Origin of the sequence: Cellulomonas triticagri (assembly GCF_003696205.1) — a bacterium.
Classification (GTDB): domain Bacteria; phylum Actinomycetota; class Actinomycetes; order Actinomycetales; family Cellulomonadaceae; genus Cellulomonas; species Cellulomonas triticagri.
This window is the reverse complement of the sequence record NZ_RFFI01000120.1, coordinates 1-13767: the sequence shown is the minus strand read 5'-3', so window position 1 is coordinate 13767 and position 13767 is coordinate 1. Positions and strand designations below refer to the sequence as shown.

15 protein-coding genes are annotated in these 13767 nt (G+C 75.6%); 11 read left to right on the top strand and 4 right to left on the bottom strand.

The annotated features are described in order from the left end of the window. The first annotated feature begins 1 nt into the window (after position 1). From EBM89_RS22570 to EBM89_RS17070, 3 genes are all read left to right on the top strand, one after another. The gene (locus tag EBM89_RS22570; protein ID WP_369408666.1) at positions 2–175 is read left to right on the top strand and encodes an ANTAR domain-containing protein; all 174 of its coding nucleotides are present in this window, start codon (positions 2–4) and stop codon (positions 173–175) included. 258 nt (positions 176–433) lie between these two features. Beyond that, positions 434–1105: an ANTAR domain-containing protein gene (locus EBM89_RS17075; RefSeq protein WP_158609708.1), complete on the top strand. Its 672-nt coding sequence runs from the start codon at positions 434–436 to the stop codon at positions 1103–1105. A 64-nt stretch (positions 1106–1169) separates the two neighbouring features. Next, the gene (locus tag EBM89_RS17070) at positions 1170–2021 is read left to right on the top strand and encodes an aminotransferase class IV (protein ID WP_199732178.1); all 852 of its coding nucleotides are present in this window, start codon (positions 1170–1172) and stop codon (positions 2019–2021) included. A gap of 31 nt (positions 2022–2052) precedes the next feature. Here EBM89_RS17070 and EBM89_RS17065 read toward each other — a convergent pair whose 3' ends face one another. Next, a complete protein-coding gene (locus EBM89_RS17065) occupies positions 2053–3402 on the bottom strand; it encodes a sensor domain-containing phosphodiesterase (protein WP_147463601.1) in 1350 nt (449 codons plus the stop codon). Between the two features lie 148 nt (positions 3403–3550). Between EBM89_RS17065 and EBM89_RS17060 the strand changes: the two genes are divergently transcribed. The 3 genes from EBM89_RS17060 (at position 3551) to EBM89_RS17050 (ending at position 6820) form a co-directional block, all read left to right on the top strand. Then, positions 3551–5449 carry a glycosyltransferase gene (locus EBM89_RS17060; RefSeq protein WP_122150843.1) on the top strand — a complete coding sequence of 633 codons (1899 nt, stop codon included), beginning with the start codon at positions 3551–3553 and terminating at the stop codon, positions 5447–5449. Further along, positions 5370–6545, top strand: coding sequence for a hypothetical protein (locus tag EBM89_RS17055; protein ID WP_122150842.1), 1176 nt, complete (start codon positions 5370–5372; stop codon positions 6543–6545). Before EBM89_RS17060 ends, EBM89_RS17055 begins: the two co-directional genes overlap by 80 nt. A gap of 65 nt (positions 6546–6610) precedes the next feature. Then, complete coding sequence (locus EBM89_RS17050) at positions 6611–6820, top strand: hypothetical protein (protein ID WP_122150841.1); 210 nt, start codon at positions 6611–6613, stop codon at positions 6818–6820. A gap of 84 nt (positions 6821–6904) precedes the next feature. On the opposite strand, the gene EBM89_RS17045 is transcribed toward EBM89_RS17050, so the two are convergent. The 3 genes from EBM89_RS17045 to EBM89_RS17035 all read right to left on the bottom strand — a co-directional run bounded on the left by EBM89_RS17045 (position 6905) and on the right by EBM89_RS17035 (position 9441). Beyond that, positions 6905–7489: a Dps family protein gene (locus EBM89_RS17045; RefSeq protein WP_122150840.1), complete on the bottom strand. Its 585-nt coding sequence runs from the start codon at positions 7487–7489 to the stop codon at positions 6905–6907. A 99-nt stretch (positions 7490–7588) separates the two neighbouring features. Continuing rightward, a complete protein-coding gene (gene ligD, locus EBM89_RS17040) occupies positions 7589–8497 on the bottom strand; it encodes a non-homologous end-joining DNA ligase (RefSeq protein WP_122150839.1) in 909 nt (302 codons plus the stop codon). Next, entirely contained in the window at positions 8494–9441 is a 948-nt protein-coding gene (locus EBM89_RS17035) for an ATP-dependent DNA ligase (RefSeq protein WP_122150847.1), read from the bottom strand. Before EBM89_RS17035 ends, ligD begins: the two co-directional genes overlap by 4 nt. Before the next feature lie 80 nt (positions 9442–9521). Between EBM89_RS17035 and ku the strand changes: the two genes are divergently transcribed. The 5 genes from ku (at position 9522) to EBM89_RS17010 (ending at position 13639) form a co-directional block, all read left to right on the top strand. Beyond that, positions 9522–10469, top strand: a complete 948-nt coding sequence (ku, locus tag EBM89_RS17030; RefSeq protein ID WP_122150838.1) for a non-homologous end joining protein Ku — start codon at positions 9522–9524, stop codon at positions 10467–10469. 3 nt (positions 10470–10472) lie between these two features. Beyond that, positions 10473–11522, top strand: coding sequence for a PHP domain-containing protein (locus tag EBM89_RS17025; RefSeq protein WP_122150837.1), 1050 nt, complete (start codon positions 10473–10475; stop codon positions 11520–11522). A 140-nt stretch (positions 11523–11662) separates the two neighbouring features. Further along, on the top strand, positions 11663–11944 hold the full coding sequence (locus tag EBM89_RS17020; RefSeq protein ID WP_122150836.1) for an HU family DNA-binding protein: 282 nt from the start codon (positions 11663–11665) through the stop codon (positions 11942–11944). 179 nt (positions 11945–12123) lie between these two features. Further along, complete coding sequence (locus EBM89_RS17015) at positions 12124–12525, top strand: Fur family transcriptional regulator (protein ID WP_122150835.1); 402 nt, start codon at positions 12124–12126, stop codon at positions 12523–12525. A 58-nt stretch (positions 12526–12583) separates the two neighbouring features. Further along, on the top strand, positions 12584–13639 hold the full coding sequence (locus tag EBM89_RS17010) for a threonine aldolase family protein (protein ID WP_233571813.1): 1056 nt from the start codon (positions 12584–12586) through the stop codon (positions 13637–13639). Positions 13640–13767: the final 128 nt, after the last annotated feature.

Below are 13767 nucleotides of genomic sequence, written 5' to 3'. Positions count from 1 at the left end.
GGTGCACCGCGCCGTCGGCATGGTCGTCGCGCAGACCGGCCTGGCGCCCGAGGACGCGACGGCGCTGCTGCGCGCCCGCGCGTGGGCGCGGGGCGGGCGGGTCGCCGACCTCGCGGCCGACGTGCTCGCGCGCCGGGAGACGTTCGACGACGAGCGGCCCACGCCCCGGGTCTGACGCGCCGACCCGGGCTCCGGGGCCGTCCGCGCCGTTCACCCGGTCGGGCGATCCCGGCGCCGCCGGGGCATCCGGTTCGCCGAACAGCGTTGACACGCCCGCCCGCCGTGCCACGATGTCCCCGCGTGCCCGGCAGCGCACGCGAGGACGGGGCTCGGCGAGGAGCCCCCGCAGGGAGGGGCTGCCGCAGGGGGCTGAGCGATGGCGGACGTGTGCGCGGTGTGGCCGGGGACGGAACCGGCGCGCAGCGTGGCCGCCGTGCTCGAGGACCTGCTGGAGATCGTCGCCGGGCGCACCGGCACCCTCGCGGAGGGCACGGTGCACGCGCGGCGGCGGGGGACCGACTGGTACGTCGCGGGCTCCGGGGACCGGATGGGGCGGACCGACCAGGCGGTGTCGGTGGTACACGGCCCGTGGTCGACCGTCCTCGACGCGCGGCGACCCGTGGTCCTGCCGGACCTGCGTCGGACCCACGACGCGGCGCCCGGGCCGGACGACGTCGGCTGGTGGCGCCCGACGCTGGACGCGGGCTTCCGGTGCGTGGTCGCGGTCCCGGCGGCGCTCGCGCGCGGCGGCGGGCACGCGGCGCTGACGCTGTACCTGGAGGACGCCGGGACCTGCGGGCCGGAGGTCGTCCGCCGGGCGGCGGGGTTCGCCGACCAGGTGGCGTCGCTGATCGACCTGCACAGCACGATCCCGGCGCGCGTGTCCGGCCCGGTCCCGTCGGCGTCGGTGGGTCCGACGCGCGCGACCGTGGACCACGCCGTCGGGGTGCTCATGGAGGTACGGGGCTGCGGGCAGGACGAGGCGCGGCACGTCCTCGCGGTGCTCGCGGGCGAGCAGGGCCGTCCGCTGGAGACGGTCGCCCAGCAGGTGGTGCTGCACGCCGTCCGCGGCACCAGCGACGGGCGCAGCCTGCGCCGGGGCTGATCCGGCGACGTACGCTGCGGTGCTGACGGCGGCTCCGGGCCGCCGACGACGGACGGAGCGTGCGGTGGACGTCACCGAGACGGTGTTCTGGGTCAACGGGCGGCTGCTGCCCGCGGCGGAGGCGACGACGTCGGTCCGCGACCACGGGTTCGTGGTGGGCGACGGGGTGTTCGAGGCCGTGAAGGTCGACCACGGCCGGCCCTTCGCCCTGGAGCGCCACCTGGCCCGGATGGCGCGCTCGGCGGCGGGGATGGGCCTGAGCGGGTTCGACGTCGACCGGGTGCGGGCGGCGGCCCACGAGGTGCTGGCGGCGAACGCCGACCTGCCGCCGAGCGGCTACGACGTCCTGCGGATCACGTTCACCGGCGGTCCGGGGCTGCTCGGCAGCGGCCGGGTCGGCGGCGAGCCGACGCTGGTGCTGGGCGTGACCCCGGGGCACGACCCCGACCCCACGACGTCCGTGGTCACCGTGCCCTACCGCCGCAACGAGCAGGGCGCGCTGACCGGCCTGAAGACGACGTCCTACGGCGAGAACGTGCTCGCGCTGGCCGCCGCGCACGCCGCCGGGGCCAGTGAGGCGCTGTTCGCGAACACCCGCGGGCTGCTGTGCGAGGGCACCGGCACCAACGTGTTCGTCGTGCGCGACGGTGCGCTGCTCACCCCGCCGCTGGCCTCCGGCTGCCTGGCGGGCATCACCCGGGCGCTGGTGGTCGAGTGGTCGGGCGCGCGCGAGGTGGACCTGCCGTTCGACGCGCTGACGACGTCGGACGAGGTGTTCCTGACCTCCACGACGCGGGACGTGCAGGCCGTCGTCGCGGTCGACGGCGTCCCGGTGGGGTCGGGAGAGGCCGGGCCGGTGACCCTGGCCGCCGCCCGCACGTTCGCCGAGCGGCACCGGGCGCACCCGGAGCCCTGAGCCGGCGGACCAGCGCGGCGGGTCCGCCGGCTCAGGACGGGCGCGCGTCGGCCCCGAACCGTCGCAGCAGCGCCTGGGCCACCTCGGCGACGAGCCCCTGGTCGTGGGTGACGGCGAACTCGAAGTCCCGCCCGCCGTCCTCGACGGGCACGGTCCCCTCGGCAGCGCCCTCGGAGTCGTCGGCGGTGGCGATGGAGCCGCCGCAGTCGGCACCCGCCGGGCCGACCGGTCCGGCGACCTCGCGCCCGACGAGCGCCACGGACTCGTGCGCGCCGAGCACGACCACGGCCCACTCGCGGGCCAGCGGCTCGCTGGGGTCGACAGCGGCCCACCGCACGCCGGTCGGGATCGTGGCGGGACGCCCGGAGCCGAGCGCGCCCACGAACGGCAGCGCCTGCGCGAGCCGGGCGTAGCGGCGGGCGGTGTGCGCGGTGAAGAACCGCTCGTCCTGGAACGACCCGAGGACCAGCGGCGGGACGCGGTGCTCGGCGGCGGACATCTCGAGCGTGCGGGACAGCGGCAGCAGCAGGCGCTTCGGCACGGTCCGCACGGCGCGCCGGGGCGCCACGATCTCGAAGGGCGTCGCACCGCCGCCCAGCGGGGCGTGCGGCCGGGGGAGCCGGCCGGCGTGCCGCTCGCCGCGCGGCAGCCCGCGGTGCGGGCGCCCGAGGTACCACCCCTGCCCGAGGTCCGCCCCGAGCACCACGGCGCGGCTCAGGTCGTCGCGGGTCTCGATGCCCTCGGCGACGACCCGCGCACCCGTGGCCTCGGCCCGGGCCCGCACGGCGTCGGCCACCGTCATGGTCTCCGGGTCCTCCAGCGTGCGCAGCAGCTGCAGGTCGAGCTTGATGATCTCCGGCGCCAGCAGCGGGATGAAGGCCAGCGAGGCGGGGACCACGCCGACGTCGTCCAGCGCGATGGCGCAGCCGACCGAGCGCAGCCGCGCGGCCGCGTCGAGCATCCCGGCGGGGTCGAGCGCCAGCGCGCGCTCGGTGATCTCCACGACCACCCGCACCTGCGGCTCGCGGCGCGCCAGCGTCTCGAGCACCAGCGGCAGGTGCCGGGACAGCGTGCGGGGCTCGATGTTGAGGAACAGCGTCTGCGGTGCGCCCTCGGACGCCGCGGCGGCGTCCTCGATGGCGCGGCTCATCGCGGCGCGCTCCAGCTCGCCCAGCAGGCCGTCGGCCTCGGCCGCGTGCAGCACGTCCAGCGGCGAGGACCAGCCCGAGCCCTCGGGAGTGCGCAGCAGGGCCTCGCGGCCGAGCACCTCGCCGGTCGCGAGCTCCACGACGGGCTGGTAGGCGCAGTGCACCCCGCCGGTGCGCAGCAGCTCGGGAACCGACAGGCGCCCAGGTCGCTGCAGGGCGGGCAGGAGGGTCACGCCGTCCCCATCGGCCGGGCGGGAGCCGATCTGAAGGACTCCGACCCGGGGATCCGCCACACGGCCGGACCGTCCGTCCCTGCGCGCGACCGACCGATCACTCGGTAGCGTGAACGCGGCAGCAGACGGGCCCACGGGGGAGGCGGACGTGCGACGGCACCAGCAGGACCGGCGGATCGGGGACTACCTGGTCGACCGGGGACTGGTCACCCGCTCGACCCTCGACGCGGCCGAGCAGGTCGCCCGGGAGACCGGCGGGTACATCGGCGAGGTCCTGGTCTCGATCGGTGCGGTGGACTCGGAGTCCCTGACCCGGGCCCTGGCGGACCTGTGGGGACTGCCGTACGTGGTCGCGGGCCGCGCCGCCGCCGCGCTGGACGCGGGGGGCGTCGACGTCGGGACGGTGCTGGAGCAGCGCTGGCTGCCGCTGGAGCGCCGCTCGGACGGCACCCTCGTCGTCGCGCTGGTGGACGAGCCGACGCCCGCGCGCCGCGCCGCCGTCGCGGCCGCGCTGGGCGAGGAGCCGTTCCTGGTGCTCGCGGACCGCTGGGAGTTCCAGCAGGCGGTGCTCGACCGGTACGGCCCGGAGCTGCGCGACCGGGCGAGCCTCGGGCTGTGGGGCCGCTCGCCCGCGCACTCCGCGCGCACCGTGCTGGTCCGGTGGCAGAGCGTGGCCCTGGTGGTCGGCCTGGTGCTGCTGGTGCTCGCCACCGTGCTCGCGCCGCGCGAGGTCGTCGTGACGCTGTCCGTGGTCGTGGGGCTGGCGTTCCTGATCGGCACGGGGTTCAAGTTCTGGGCCTCGCTGCGCGGCGCCCGCATGGAGCACGTGACCCGCACGGACCCGGCGGTGCTCGCCGCGCTGCCGGACCACGAGCTGCCGCGCTACACGGTGCTCGTGCCCGTGTACAAGGAGGCGAACATCGTCGCCCACCTCATCGGCAACCTCGGCGCGCTCGACTACCCGGCGCACCTGCTGGAGGTGCTGATCCTCGTCGAGGAGGACGACACCGAGACCCGGGCGGCGGCCGAGGCGGCGAGCCCGCCTGCGCACTTCCGGTTCATCACCGTCCCGGCCGGGGCTCCGCAGACCAAGCCGAAGGCGTGCAACGTCGGCCTGGAGTTCGCGACCGGCGAGTTCCTGGTGATCTTCGACGCCGAGGACAAGCCCGAGCCGGACCAGCTGAAGAAGGCGGTGCTCGCGTTCCGCGAGGCGGGCGAGGAGCTGGTGTGCGTCCAGGCGGCGCTCAACTACTTCAACGCCGACGAGAACCCGCTGACGCGGATGTTCACGCTGGAGTACTCGTTCTGGTTCGACTACATGCTGCCCGGCCTGGAGTACGGCCGGTTCGCGATCCCGCTGGGCGGCACCTCCAACCACTTCCGGGTGAGCGGCCTGCGGCGCCTCGGCGGCTGGGACCCGTTCAACGTCACCGAGGACGCCGACCTCGGCATCCGCGCCGCGGCCGAGGGCCTGCGGGTCGGCGTCATCGACTCGACGACGTTCGAGGAGGCCAACACCTCCTACCCGAACTTCGTGCGGCAGCGGTCCCGGTGGATCAAGGGGTACATGCAGACCACCCTGGTGCACCTGCGCAACCCGTTCCGGCTGGTGCGGGTCGCGGGGCTGCGGCAGACGCTGTCGTTCCTGTTCCTGGTCGGCGGCACCCCGGCGACCTTCCTGGCGGTGCCGGTGCTGTACGCGCTGTTCCTGGCCTCGCTGCTGCTGGATCCGGAACAGCTGGCGTTCCTGTTCCCCGGCTGGGTGCTGTGGCTGTCGATGTTCAACCTCGGCGTCGGCAGCGCGCTGATGATCTACGTCTCGATGATGGGCGCCTTCAAACGGCGCCGGTACGGGTTGGTCCTGTGGGGCGCGGCGAACCCCCTGTACTGGGTGCTGCACTCGATCGCCGCGTACAAGGGGCTCTGGCAGCTCGTCACCAAGCCGCACTACTGGGAGAAGACCGCGCATGGCCTCACCGGCGTCACCTCCGACCCTGCCGACCTCGGCGACCCCGGCGCGCACGTCCCGGCGGCGGTCCGCCCCTGACACCTGGCCCGTCCACCCGGCCGCGCGCTGGGGCCTGCGGGCGCTGCTCGCCCTGCCGTTCGTGGTGGTCGCGCTGCTGTCCCAGGACTCCCCGTGGGTGCCCGAGGCGAACCGCGCGCTGGCCGCGCGGGGCGACCTGGTGCAGTGGGGCGACACCTCCCTCACCTGGACGGCCGAGGTGTTCCCGCCGTTCGGGGCGGCCCTGGCGTCGCTGCTCGGCGGCAACCTGCTGGCCATGAACCTGGTCGCGGCGGCCGTCATCGGGCTGACCCTGCAGCGGCTGGCCGCAGTGCTGGTGCGCGAGGGCTTCGGGCCCTGGGCGGTGGGCGCCGTGCTGAGCGTGCTCGTGCTCACCCCGCCCCTGTACTTCCTCGCGGCGAACGACCTCGCGTCGCTGCTCGGCGTCGCCCTGCTGGTGCTCGCGCTCGACGGCATCGCGTCCTTCGTGGAGCGGCAGTCCACCGAGGCGGGCTTCCGCGCCGGTCTGGCGCTCGGGGTGGCCGTCATGGTCGACCCCGGGGCCTGGCTGTACGCGCTCACGCTGGCCGCCGTCGCCCCGTTCTTCGTGCGGCGCGCGGGCCGGTCCGGGCGCGGCGCGCACGTCGCCACCGTCGCGGTGCTGCTGTTCCCGGCGGTCGCCGCCGTGCTGTTCTGGCTGTACGTGTCCTGGTGGTTCTCCGCCGACCCGCTGGGCGGCATGCAGGACGCGGCCGCGGGCGGCTGGTTCCCGGGCGGGGTGGGGGAGTCCGCGACCGCTGCCGCGCGGGCGATGTCCCTGACGCTCCTCGGCGCGCCGCTGGTGCTGATCGGGTTCACGATCCGGGCGGTCCGCGAGCCGTGGTCGCTGATCGCCCCGGGGATCGCGCTGGCGGGCCTGTACCTGTCGCTGTGGTTCGGCCTGCGCGCCCCCGTGGGGCAGTCCTACGTGGTGCTGACCGCCCTGTACGTGCTGCTGATCGCGCCCCGGGCGCCCAGCCGGCGGCGCCAGGTGCTGATCGTCGTCGCGGCGGCCGTGCAGCTCGTGATCGGCTGGTTGGTGGTGCTGACCTCGGGCGGGACGCTCGGCGACTGGGTCCGGACCGTCGTGGGCGCCTGAGGCGCGGGCGCCGCGCGTCGTTCCCCCGGGTGGAAACGCCGGGCCGGGCGCGGTACAACCGGTGCATGACGCACCGCCCCCGCGACCTCACGTCCGACACCGTCGACCTGCACGGCGCCGACCGGCCGCGCTCGGAGGCCGAGCTGCGCGCCGCCGACGTCCGCTCCGGCGGCGACGCGACCCGCGCGCCGCGCGCCCTCGCCGACACCGAGCTCACCCCGGACGACGAGGCCATCGCGGCCTCCGACGACTGGGACGACGAGTCCCGGCTCTGACCGCACCCGCGCGCACCCGGCGCAGCGCGAGGCCCCGGCCACCACGAGGTGACCGGGGCCTCGGCGTCCCGGGGGAGCGGCGGGTCAGCGCGCGGCCGCGCCCTTCGCGGCGGCGCCCGCGCTGCGGGCCGCCTCCTTCTCGGTGTCCGCACCGGCGGTGCTGAGCTCGCCGCCAGCGGACTCCAGGTGCGCCCGCACGAACCAGTGGAACAGCTCGAGCTCGTGCAGGTGGCCGACCAGCAGGTCGTTGGTGACGGTGTCGAGGTCCTCGGTCGCGGCGGCGGCCTCGCGGTGGTCGGTGATGACGCCGACGTAGACCTCGTCCAGCGCGCCGAGGTGCTCGATCGCCCCGGCGCGGCCGATCGCGTAGTCGTCCCAGGAGCGGTCGGCGACCAGCGCGCCCGGCGTGCCGACGGGCGCGACGCCCAGGGTCGCGATGCGCTCGGCGACCGCGTCCACCATGGCCCGCACGGCGTCGACCTGCGGGTCGATCATCTCGTGCACCGCGATGAAGTGCGGGCCGGTGACGTTCCAGTGGATGTGCTTGAGGGTCAGCGCCAGGTCGTTCAGGGCGTTGAGGCGCTGCTGCAGGATCGCGGCGATCCGTGCGCCGTCCTCGATCGTGAGGGACGGGACGGTGTACTTCGGGAGCTCGGTGCGGCGAACCATGTGGATGTCCTCCTCGTGACGTCTCGGCGTCCTCCGACGCCGGCCACCTCCCACGCTGCCGCAACCCGCGAGCCCCCGCAATCGCAGGTGGGCGACCCCTCAGGCCCCGTCGGCGAACGGGTCGCCGTCGGCCTCCAGCCGGTCCAGGACGTCCGCGGGCGAGAGCTGCTCCAGGTCGGGCCCGATCTCGTCCCACCAGCGCGGCGCGGCGACGGTCGGCCGCTCCCGGCCGCGCAGCGAGTAGGGCGTGATCGTGGTCTTGGCGGGGTGGTTCTGCGACCAGTCGAGCAGCACCTTGCCGCCGCGCACCTCCTTGCGCATCACCGCGACCACCAGATGCGGGTGGGCGGCGGCGAGCTCGTGGGCGAGGTCCCGCGCGTACTGCCGCACCTCGACGGCCGTCCGGCGGCCGGGCAGCGGGGCGTACAGCTGCATGCCCTTGCTGCCCGACGTCACGGGCACCGTCGTCAGGCCGTCGGCGCGCAGCCGGTCGGCGACGAGGTGGGCGACGCGCGCGCACTCGGCGAGGCCCGCCGGGGCGCCGGGGTCCAGGTCCACCACGAGCCGGTCGGGGTTCCGGACCCCGCCGCGCGGGCCGACCGTCCACTGCGGGGTGTGCAGCTCGAGCGCGCCCGCGTTGGTCGCCCACACCAGCCCGGCGACGTCGTCCAGGAACGGCAGGTCCAGGACGGTGCCCTCGCCGTCCTCGTCGTCGGCCCCGGGGGAGGTGGGCACCTGCTGCCGACGCAGCCACGACGGGGCCCCGCGCGGGGTGTTCTTCTCGAAGAACGTCTCCCCGCCCACGCCGCCCGGGAAGCGGATCCGGGTCACGGGCCGCTCGGCGAGCTGCGGCAGCAGCGCCGGGGCGGCGCGCACGACGTAGTCGATCGCCTCGGCCTTCGTGAGGCCCGTGGCGGGGTACAGCACGCGGTCCAGGTGGGTCAGCCGGACGTCCCGGTCGCCGACCCGGACGGTCTGCGGAGGCTCGCTCGGGCGGGCCGGGGTCATGGTGCCTCCCAGGGGTCGACGTCGGTGTCGTCGCGCCGCCCGCGCAGCACGGGCTGCCGCAGCCGGCCGGACGGCCCGCGGGCGAGGTAGCGCACGTCCAGCAGCACCCGCGGTTCCACCCACACGGTGCCGCGCGCGTCCACGGGGTCGACGGTGTCCGCGAACGGCGGGTCGGGCCGCGGGGCGTCCCGCAGCCGCTCGGTGAGGTCCCGCGCCAGCGACCCGGTCAGCCCGCTGCCCGCGCGCCCGAGGTACCGCAGCGCGCCCGTGGCGTCGGGTGCGCCGAGCAGCACCGCGCCGAGCCGCCCGCTGCCCGTCGACTCCGGGCGCCAGCCGCCGACCAGGGCCGTGCGGGTGCGGCGGTGTACGGCCTTCACCCAGTCCGTCGACCGGCGCCCCGCCTGGTACGTCGCCGTCGCGCGCTTGGCGACCACGCCCTCCAGGCCCTGCGCCCGCGTCGCGTCCCAGATCAGGTCGCCGTCGGCGTACACGGGGGAGCGCTGCACCCGCTCCGGCAGCGCCAGGTCGTCCAGGGCGGCGCGGCGCTCCGTCCACGGCCGCGCGGTGAGGTCCGTCCCCGCGAGCGCCAGCACGTCGAACACGACGTAGGTCACCGGCAGCCGCCGGGCCAGCGCCGCCGCGCGGGCGGGGTCCCGGACGTGCATCCGCTCGGCCAGCGCGGCGAACGACGGCACCCCGTCGCGCATCGCCACCACCTCGCCGTCCAGCACCGTCCCCGGCGGTAGCGCGGCCAGCCCCCCGAGCTCCGGGTACGCCGCCGCCGCGTCGTTCCCGGCCCGGCCGAGCAGCCGCAGGCGCGCGCCCCCGCCGTCCGGCACCGACGCCAGCACGCGGACCCCGTCCCACTTCACCTCGAACCGCCACCCGGCCCCCTCCGGGAGCACCGACGTGCCCGACCGGACCGGCGCAGGGGTGGCGAGCATGGGCTGCACGGGTCCATCCTGCCCAGAGCAGGTTCCGTCGTCGCGGGGAACGGCCCCGCCCCGTACGAGGAGTGGTCCCGATGCGTGCCATCTGGAAGGGCGCCGTGGCCTTCGGGCTCGTCAACGTCCCCGTGAAGCTCTACGCCGCCACCGGTGAGCACGAGGTGCCCCTGCACCAGGTGCACCGCAAGGACGGCGGGCGCATCCGCTACCGCAAGGTGTGCAGCATCGAGGACGAGCCCGTCGAGTACGCCGAGATCGCCAAGGGCTACGAGACCGACGACGGCCAGCTCGTCGTCCTGACCGACGAGGACCTCGCCCAGCTGCCGCTCGCCACCGAGCGGGAGATCGAGGTGCTGGAGTTCGTCCCCGCCGACCAGGTCGACCCGATCCTGCTCGCGAAGACGTACTACCTCGAGCCCGACAAGACCGCCGCGAAGCCCTACGCCCTGCTGCGGGAGGCGCTGGTCGGCACCGACCGGATGGCCGTCGTCAAGGTCGCGCTGCGGCAGCGCGAGTCCATGGCCGTGCTGCGGGTGCGCGACGACGTCATCTGCCTGCAGACCCTGCTGTGGCCCGACGAGGTGCGGGAGGCCGACTTCCCCGTCCTCGACCAGGACGTGACGGTCAAGCCGCAGGAGCTCGCCATGGCGTCCTCGCTGGTCGAGTCCCTGGCGGGGGACTTCGACCCGTCCGGCTTCGAGGACCGCTACCGCGCGGCGCTGGAGGCCGTCATCGAGGCGAAGGTGTCCTCCGGGCGCACCCAGGCCGTCCCGCAGGCCGAGGAGGTCGGCGAGGGCGGGGAGTCCGGCGAGGTCGTGGACCTGCTGGCCGCGCTGCAGCGCTCCGTCGAGAAGGCCCGGGCCGGCCGCGGCGAGCAGCCGGAGGAGAAGAAGCCGTCGGGACGGGGACGCGCGAAGGCCGCCGGCTCCGACAAGGCCGAGGAGAAGGAGCCCGCGCCCGAGGAGGAGTCCGCGAAGAAGCCCGCGGGCAAGACCACCCGCCCTCGCCGCAAGCGGGCGTCCTGACCCGTGGCCGACGACACCGGCGGCACCGCCGCCGTCGCCGCGCTCCGGCGCGCCGCCTACCTGCTGGAGCGCGGCGGCGCCTCGTCCTACCGGGCCGAGGCGTTCCGGGTCGCCGTGCGCACGCTGGAGCGGCTGCCCGCCGGGGAGGTCGAGGCGCGCGTGTCCGCCGGCACGCTCACCGACCTGCCCGGGATCGGTGCGCGCACCGCCGAGGTCGCCGGGGCCGCCGCCCGCGGCGGGCCCGTGCCCTACGTCGAGGACCTGGAGCGCCAGTACCCCGCAGCGGAGGCCACCGGCGACGGCGCGGTGCTGCACGCCGCGCTGCGCGGGGACCTGCACGCCCACTCCGAGGCCAGCGACGGCTCGACGCCGATCCAGGAGATGGTGCTCGCCGCGATGGACCTCGGCCACGAGTACCTCGCGATCACCGACCACTCGCCCCGGCTCACCGTGGCGAACGGCCTGTCCGCCGCGCGGCTGTCCGCGCAGCTCGACCAGGTCGCCGCGCTGAACCGGGCCATCGCGCCGTTCCGGGTGCTCACCGGCATCGAGGTCGACATCCTCGACGACGGGGGCCTCGACCAGGACCCCGCGCTGCTGGACCGCCTCGACGTCGTCGTCGCGTCCGTGCACTCCAAGCTCCGCATGGACTCCGCCGCGATGACCCGCCGCATGCGCGCCGCCGTCGCGAACCCGCTGGTCGACGTGCTGGGGCACTGCACCGGACGGCAGCTCACGGGGTCCCGGAAGCGGCCGCCCAGCGACTTCGACGCCGCGGCCGTGTTCGCCGACTGCGCCGCGCACGGGGTCGCCGTCGAGGTCAACTGCCGACCGGACCGGCTCGACCCCCCGCACGCCCTGCTCGACCTCGCCGTCGCCGCCGGCTGCACGTTCACGGTCGACACCGACGCGCACGCCCCGGGTCAGCTCGCGTGGCAGCCGGTCGGCTGCGACCGTGCGGCGGCCCACGGCATCGGCCCCGACGACGTCCTCGACGCGTGGCCGCTGGACCGCCTGCTGGGTCACCTGGACGGGCGCAGATCCGCTCGCTGAGCGACACACCGGGCGCGTGATGTTGCGGGAAGGTCCCCACCTGCCGTTATGGTCGTGCGCGTCGGCCCGCCGGATGCTGACGCCCCGTGCGCGGGGCGCCGTCGGTCCGCACCCCCGTTCGATCCACAAGGAGCACATCCGTGAGCGTCAACCGCACCGAGCTCGTCCAGGCCATCGCCGCCAAGGCCGGGCTCACCAACACCGCCGCCGACGCGGCCCTCAAGGCCTTCCAGGAGGTCCTGGTCGAGCAGCTCAGCGCCGGCGAGAGCGTGACCATCCCGGGTCTGCTCGCGGTGTCCCGCGCCGACCGCGCCGCCCGCACCGGCATCAACCCGCAGACCGGCGAGAAGCTCGAGATCCCCGCGGGCTTCCGCGTGAAGCTGACCGCCGGCAGCGCCCTCAAGCGCGCCGTCGCCAGCTGAGCGACCAGCACGACCGCTCGCGAGCCGGGGACCTGCGGGTCCCCGGCTCGCGGCACGTCCGGCCCCTCACCGGCCCAGCGCCGGGAGCGCACCGGGACTGAACCCGGGCACAGCGGTGTTGAGTAGACTGACCCGCTGCGGTGCCCACCGCAGCAGCACGTCGGGAGGAGCACGCACGGATGGCCGTCACCCAGCGGAACACGCGGCAGCGCACCGAGATCCTCGGGCTGCTCGACGACCTCGACGAGTTCCGCAGCGCCCAGCAGCTGCACGAGATGCTGCGCGGCCAGGGGTCCACCACGGGCCTCGCGACCGTGTACCGGGCCGTGCAGACCCTCGCCGACGCCGGTGAGGTCGACGTGCTGCGCTCGCCCGAGGGCGAGGCCGTCTACCGGCGCTGCGTGCGCCGCAACCACCACCACCACCTCGTGTGCCGCTACTGCGGCAAGGCCGTCGAGATCGACGGGCCCGGGGTGGAGGCGTGGGCCGAGCAGGTCGGCGCCGCGCACGACTTCTCCGACGTCGAGCACACCATCGAGCTCCTCGGCACGTGCGCCGAGTGCCGGGCCGCCCGCGCCTGAGCGCCGCGCACCACTGACCGCGTCCGGAGCATCCCCGCTGCTGGGGGAGGATGGAGGCGTGGACAGACTGCACGACGCCGCCCGCCGCGAGCTCGGATCCGACAACTACGCGGGGGTGCACCCCGAGGTCCTCGCCGCGCTGGCCGCGGCCAACGAGGGCCACGTCGCCGGGTACGGCGCCGACCCGTACACCGAGCACCTGCAGGACGTGCTGCGCGGCCACTTCGGCGCGGACGCGACCGGCTACCCGGTGTTCAACGGCACCGGGGCCAACGTGGTCGCCCTGCAGACGATGCTGCCGCGCTGGGGCGCCGTCATCTGCGCCGAGACCGCGCACATCAACACCGACGAGAACGCCGCCCCCGAGCGCGTCGGTGGACTCAAGCTGCTGACCGTCCCGACCCCGGACGGCAAGCTCACGCCCGACCTCGTGGCGTCCCGCGCCCACGGGTTCGGGGACCAGCACCGCGCGCAGCCCGGCGTCGTCTCGATCACCCAGGCGACCGAGCTCGGCACCGTGTACACGCCGGAGGAGATCCGTGCCCTCACCGAGCAGGCCCACGCCCTCGGCATGCGCGTCCACCTCGACGGCTCCCGGCTGGTCAACGCCGCCGCGGCGCTCGACCTGCCGCTGCGTGCCCTGACGACCGACGTCGGCGTGGACGTGGTCTCGCTCGGCGGCACCAAGAACGGCGCCCTGTTCGGCGAGGCCGTCCTCGAGCTCACGCCCGACTCCACCCCCGGCATCGCGTACCAGCGCAAGGTCGACATGCAGCTCGCGTCCAAGATGCGCTTCGTGTCCGCCCAGCTCATCGCCCTGTTCGAGGGCGACCTCTGGCTCCGCTCCGCCCAGCACGCGAACACCATGGCCGCCCGGCTCAGCGCGGGCGTGGCGGGCGTCCCCGGCGTGCGCGTCACCCAGCCCACGCAGGCGAACGCCGTGTTCGTCGCCCTGCCGCCCGGCGTCGCCGACGCCCTGCGGGCGGTCCGGAAGTTCTACGACTGGAACCCCGCCACCGGCGAGGTGCGCTGGATGTGCTCCTTCGACACCACCGAGGCCGACGTGGACGACTTCGTCGCCGCGGTCCGGCGCGAGGCCGCAGCGGCGGCCTGACCCGCCCCACGCACGCAGCCGGGCCCGGCACCTCTCGAGAGGTGCCGGGCCCGGCTGCGTGCTGGGGTCAGCGGGTGGTGCTGGTTCAGCGAGGCGTGCTGGTGCGGCGGGGACGGGAGTCCCGGCCG

Coding starts and splice junctions, on each gene's coding strand:
- EBM89_RS17055 (WP_122150842.1), top strand. CDS start 5,370: ATGGCCTCACCGGCGTCACCTCCGACCCTGCCGACCTCGGCGACCCCG.
- EBM89_RS17050 (WP_122150841.1), top strand. CDS start 6,611: ATGACGCACCGCCCCCGCGACCTCACGTCCGACACCGTCGACCTGCAC.
- EBM89_RS17045 (WP_122150840.1), bottom strand. CDS start 7,489: ATGGTTCGCCGCACCGAGCTCCCGAAGTACACCGTCCCGTCCCTCACG.
- ligD (WP_122150839.1), bottom strand. CDS start 8,497: ATGACCCCGGCCCGCCCGAGCGAGCCTCCGCAGACCGTCCGGGTCGGC.
- EBM89_RS17035 (WP_122150847.1), bottom strand. CDS start 9,441: ATGCTCGCCACCCCTGCGCCGGTCCGGTCGGGCACGTCGGTGCTCCCG.
- ku (WP_122150838.1), top strand. CDS start 9,522: ATGCGTGCCATCTGGAAGGGCGCCGTGGCCTTCGGGCTCGTCAACGTC.
- EBM89_RS17015 (WP_122150835.1), top strand. CDS start 12,124: ATGGCCGTCACCCAGCGGAACACGCGGCAGCGCACCGAGATCCTCGGG.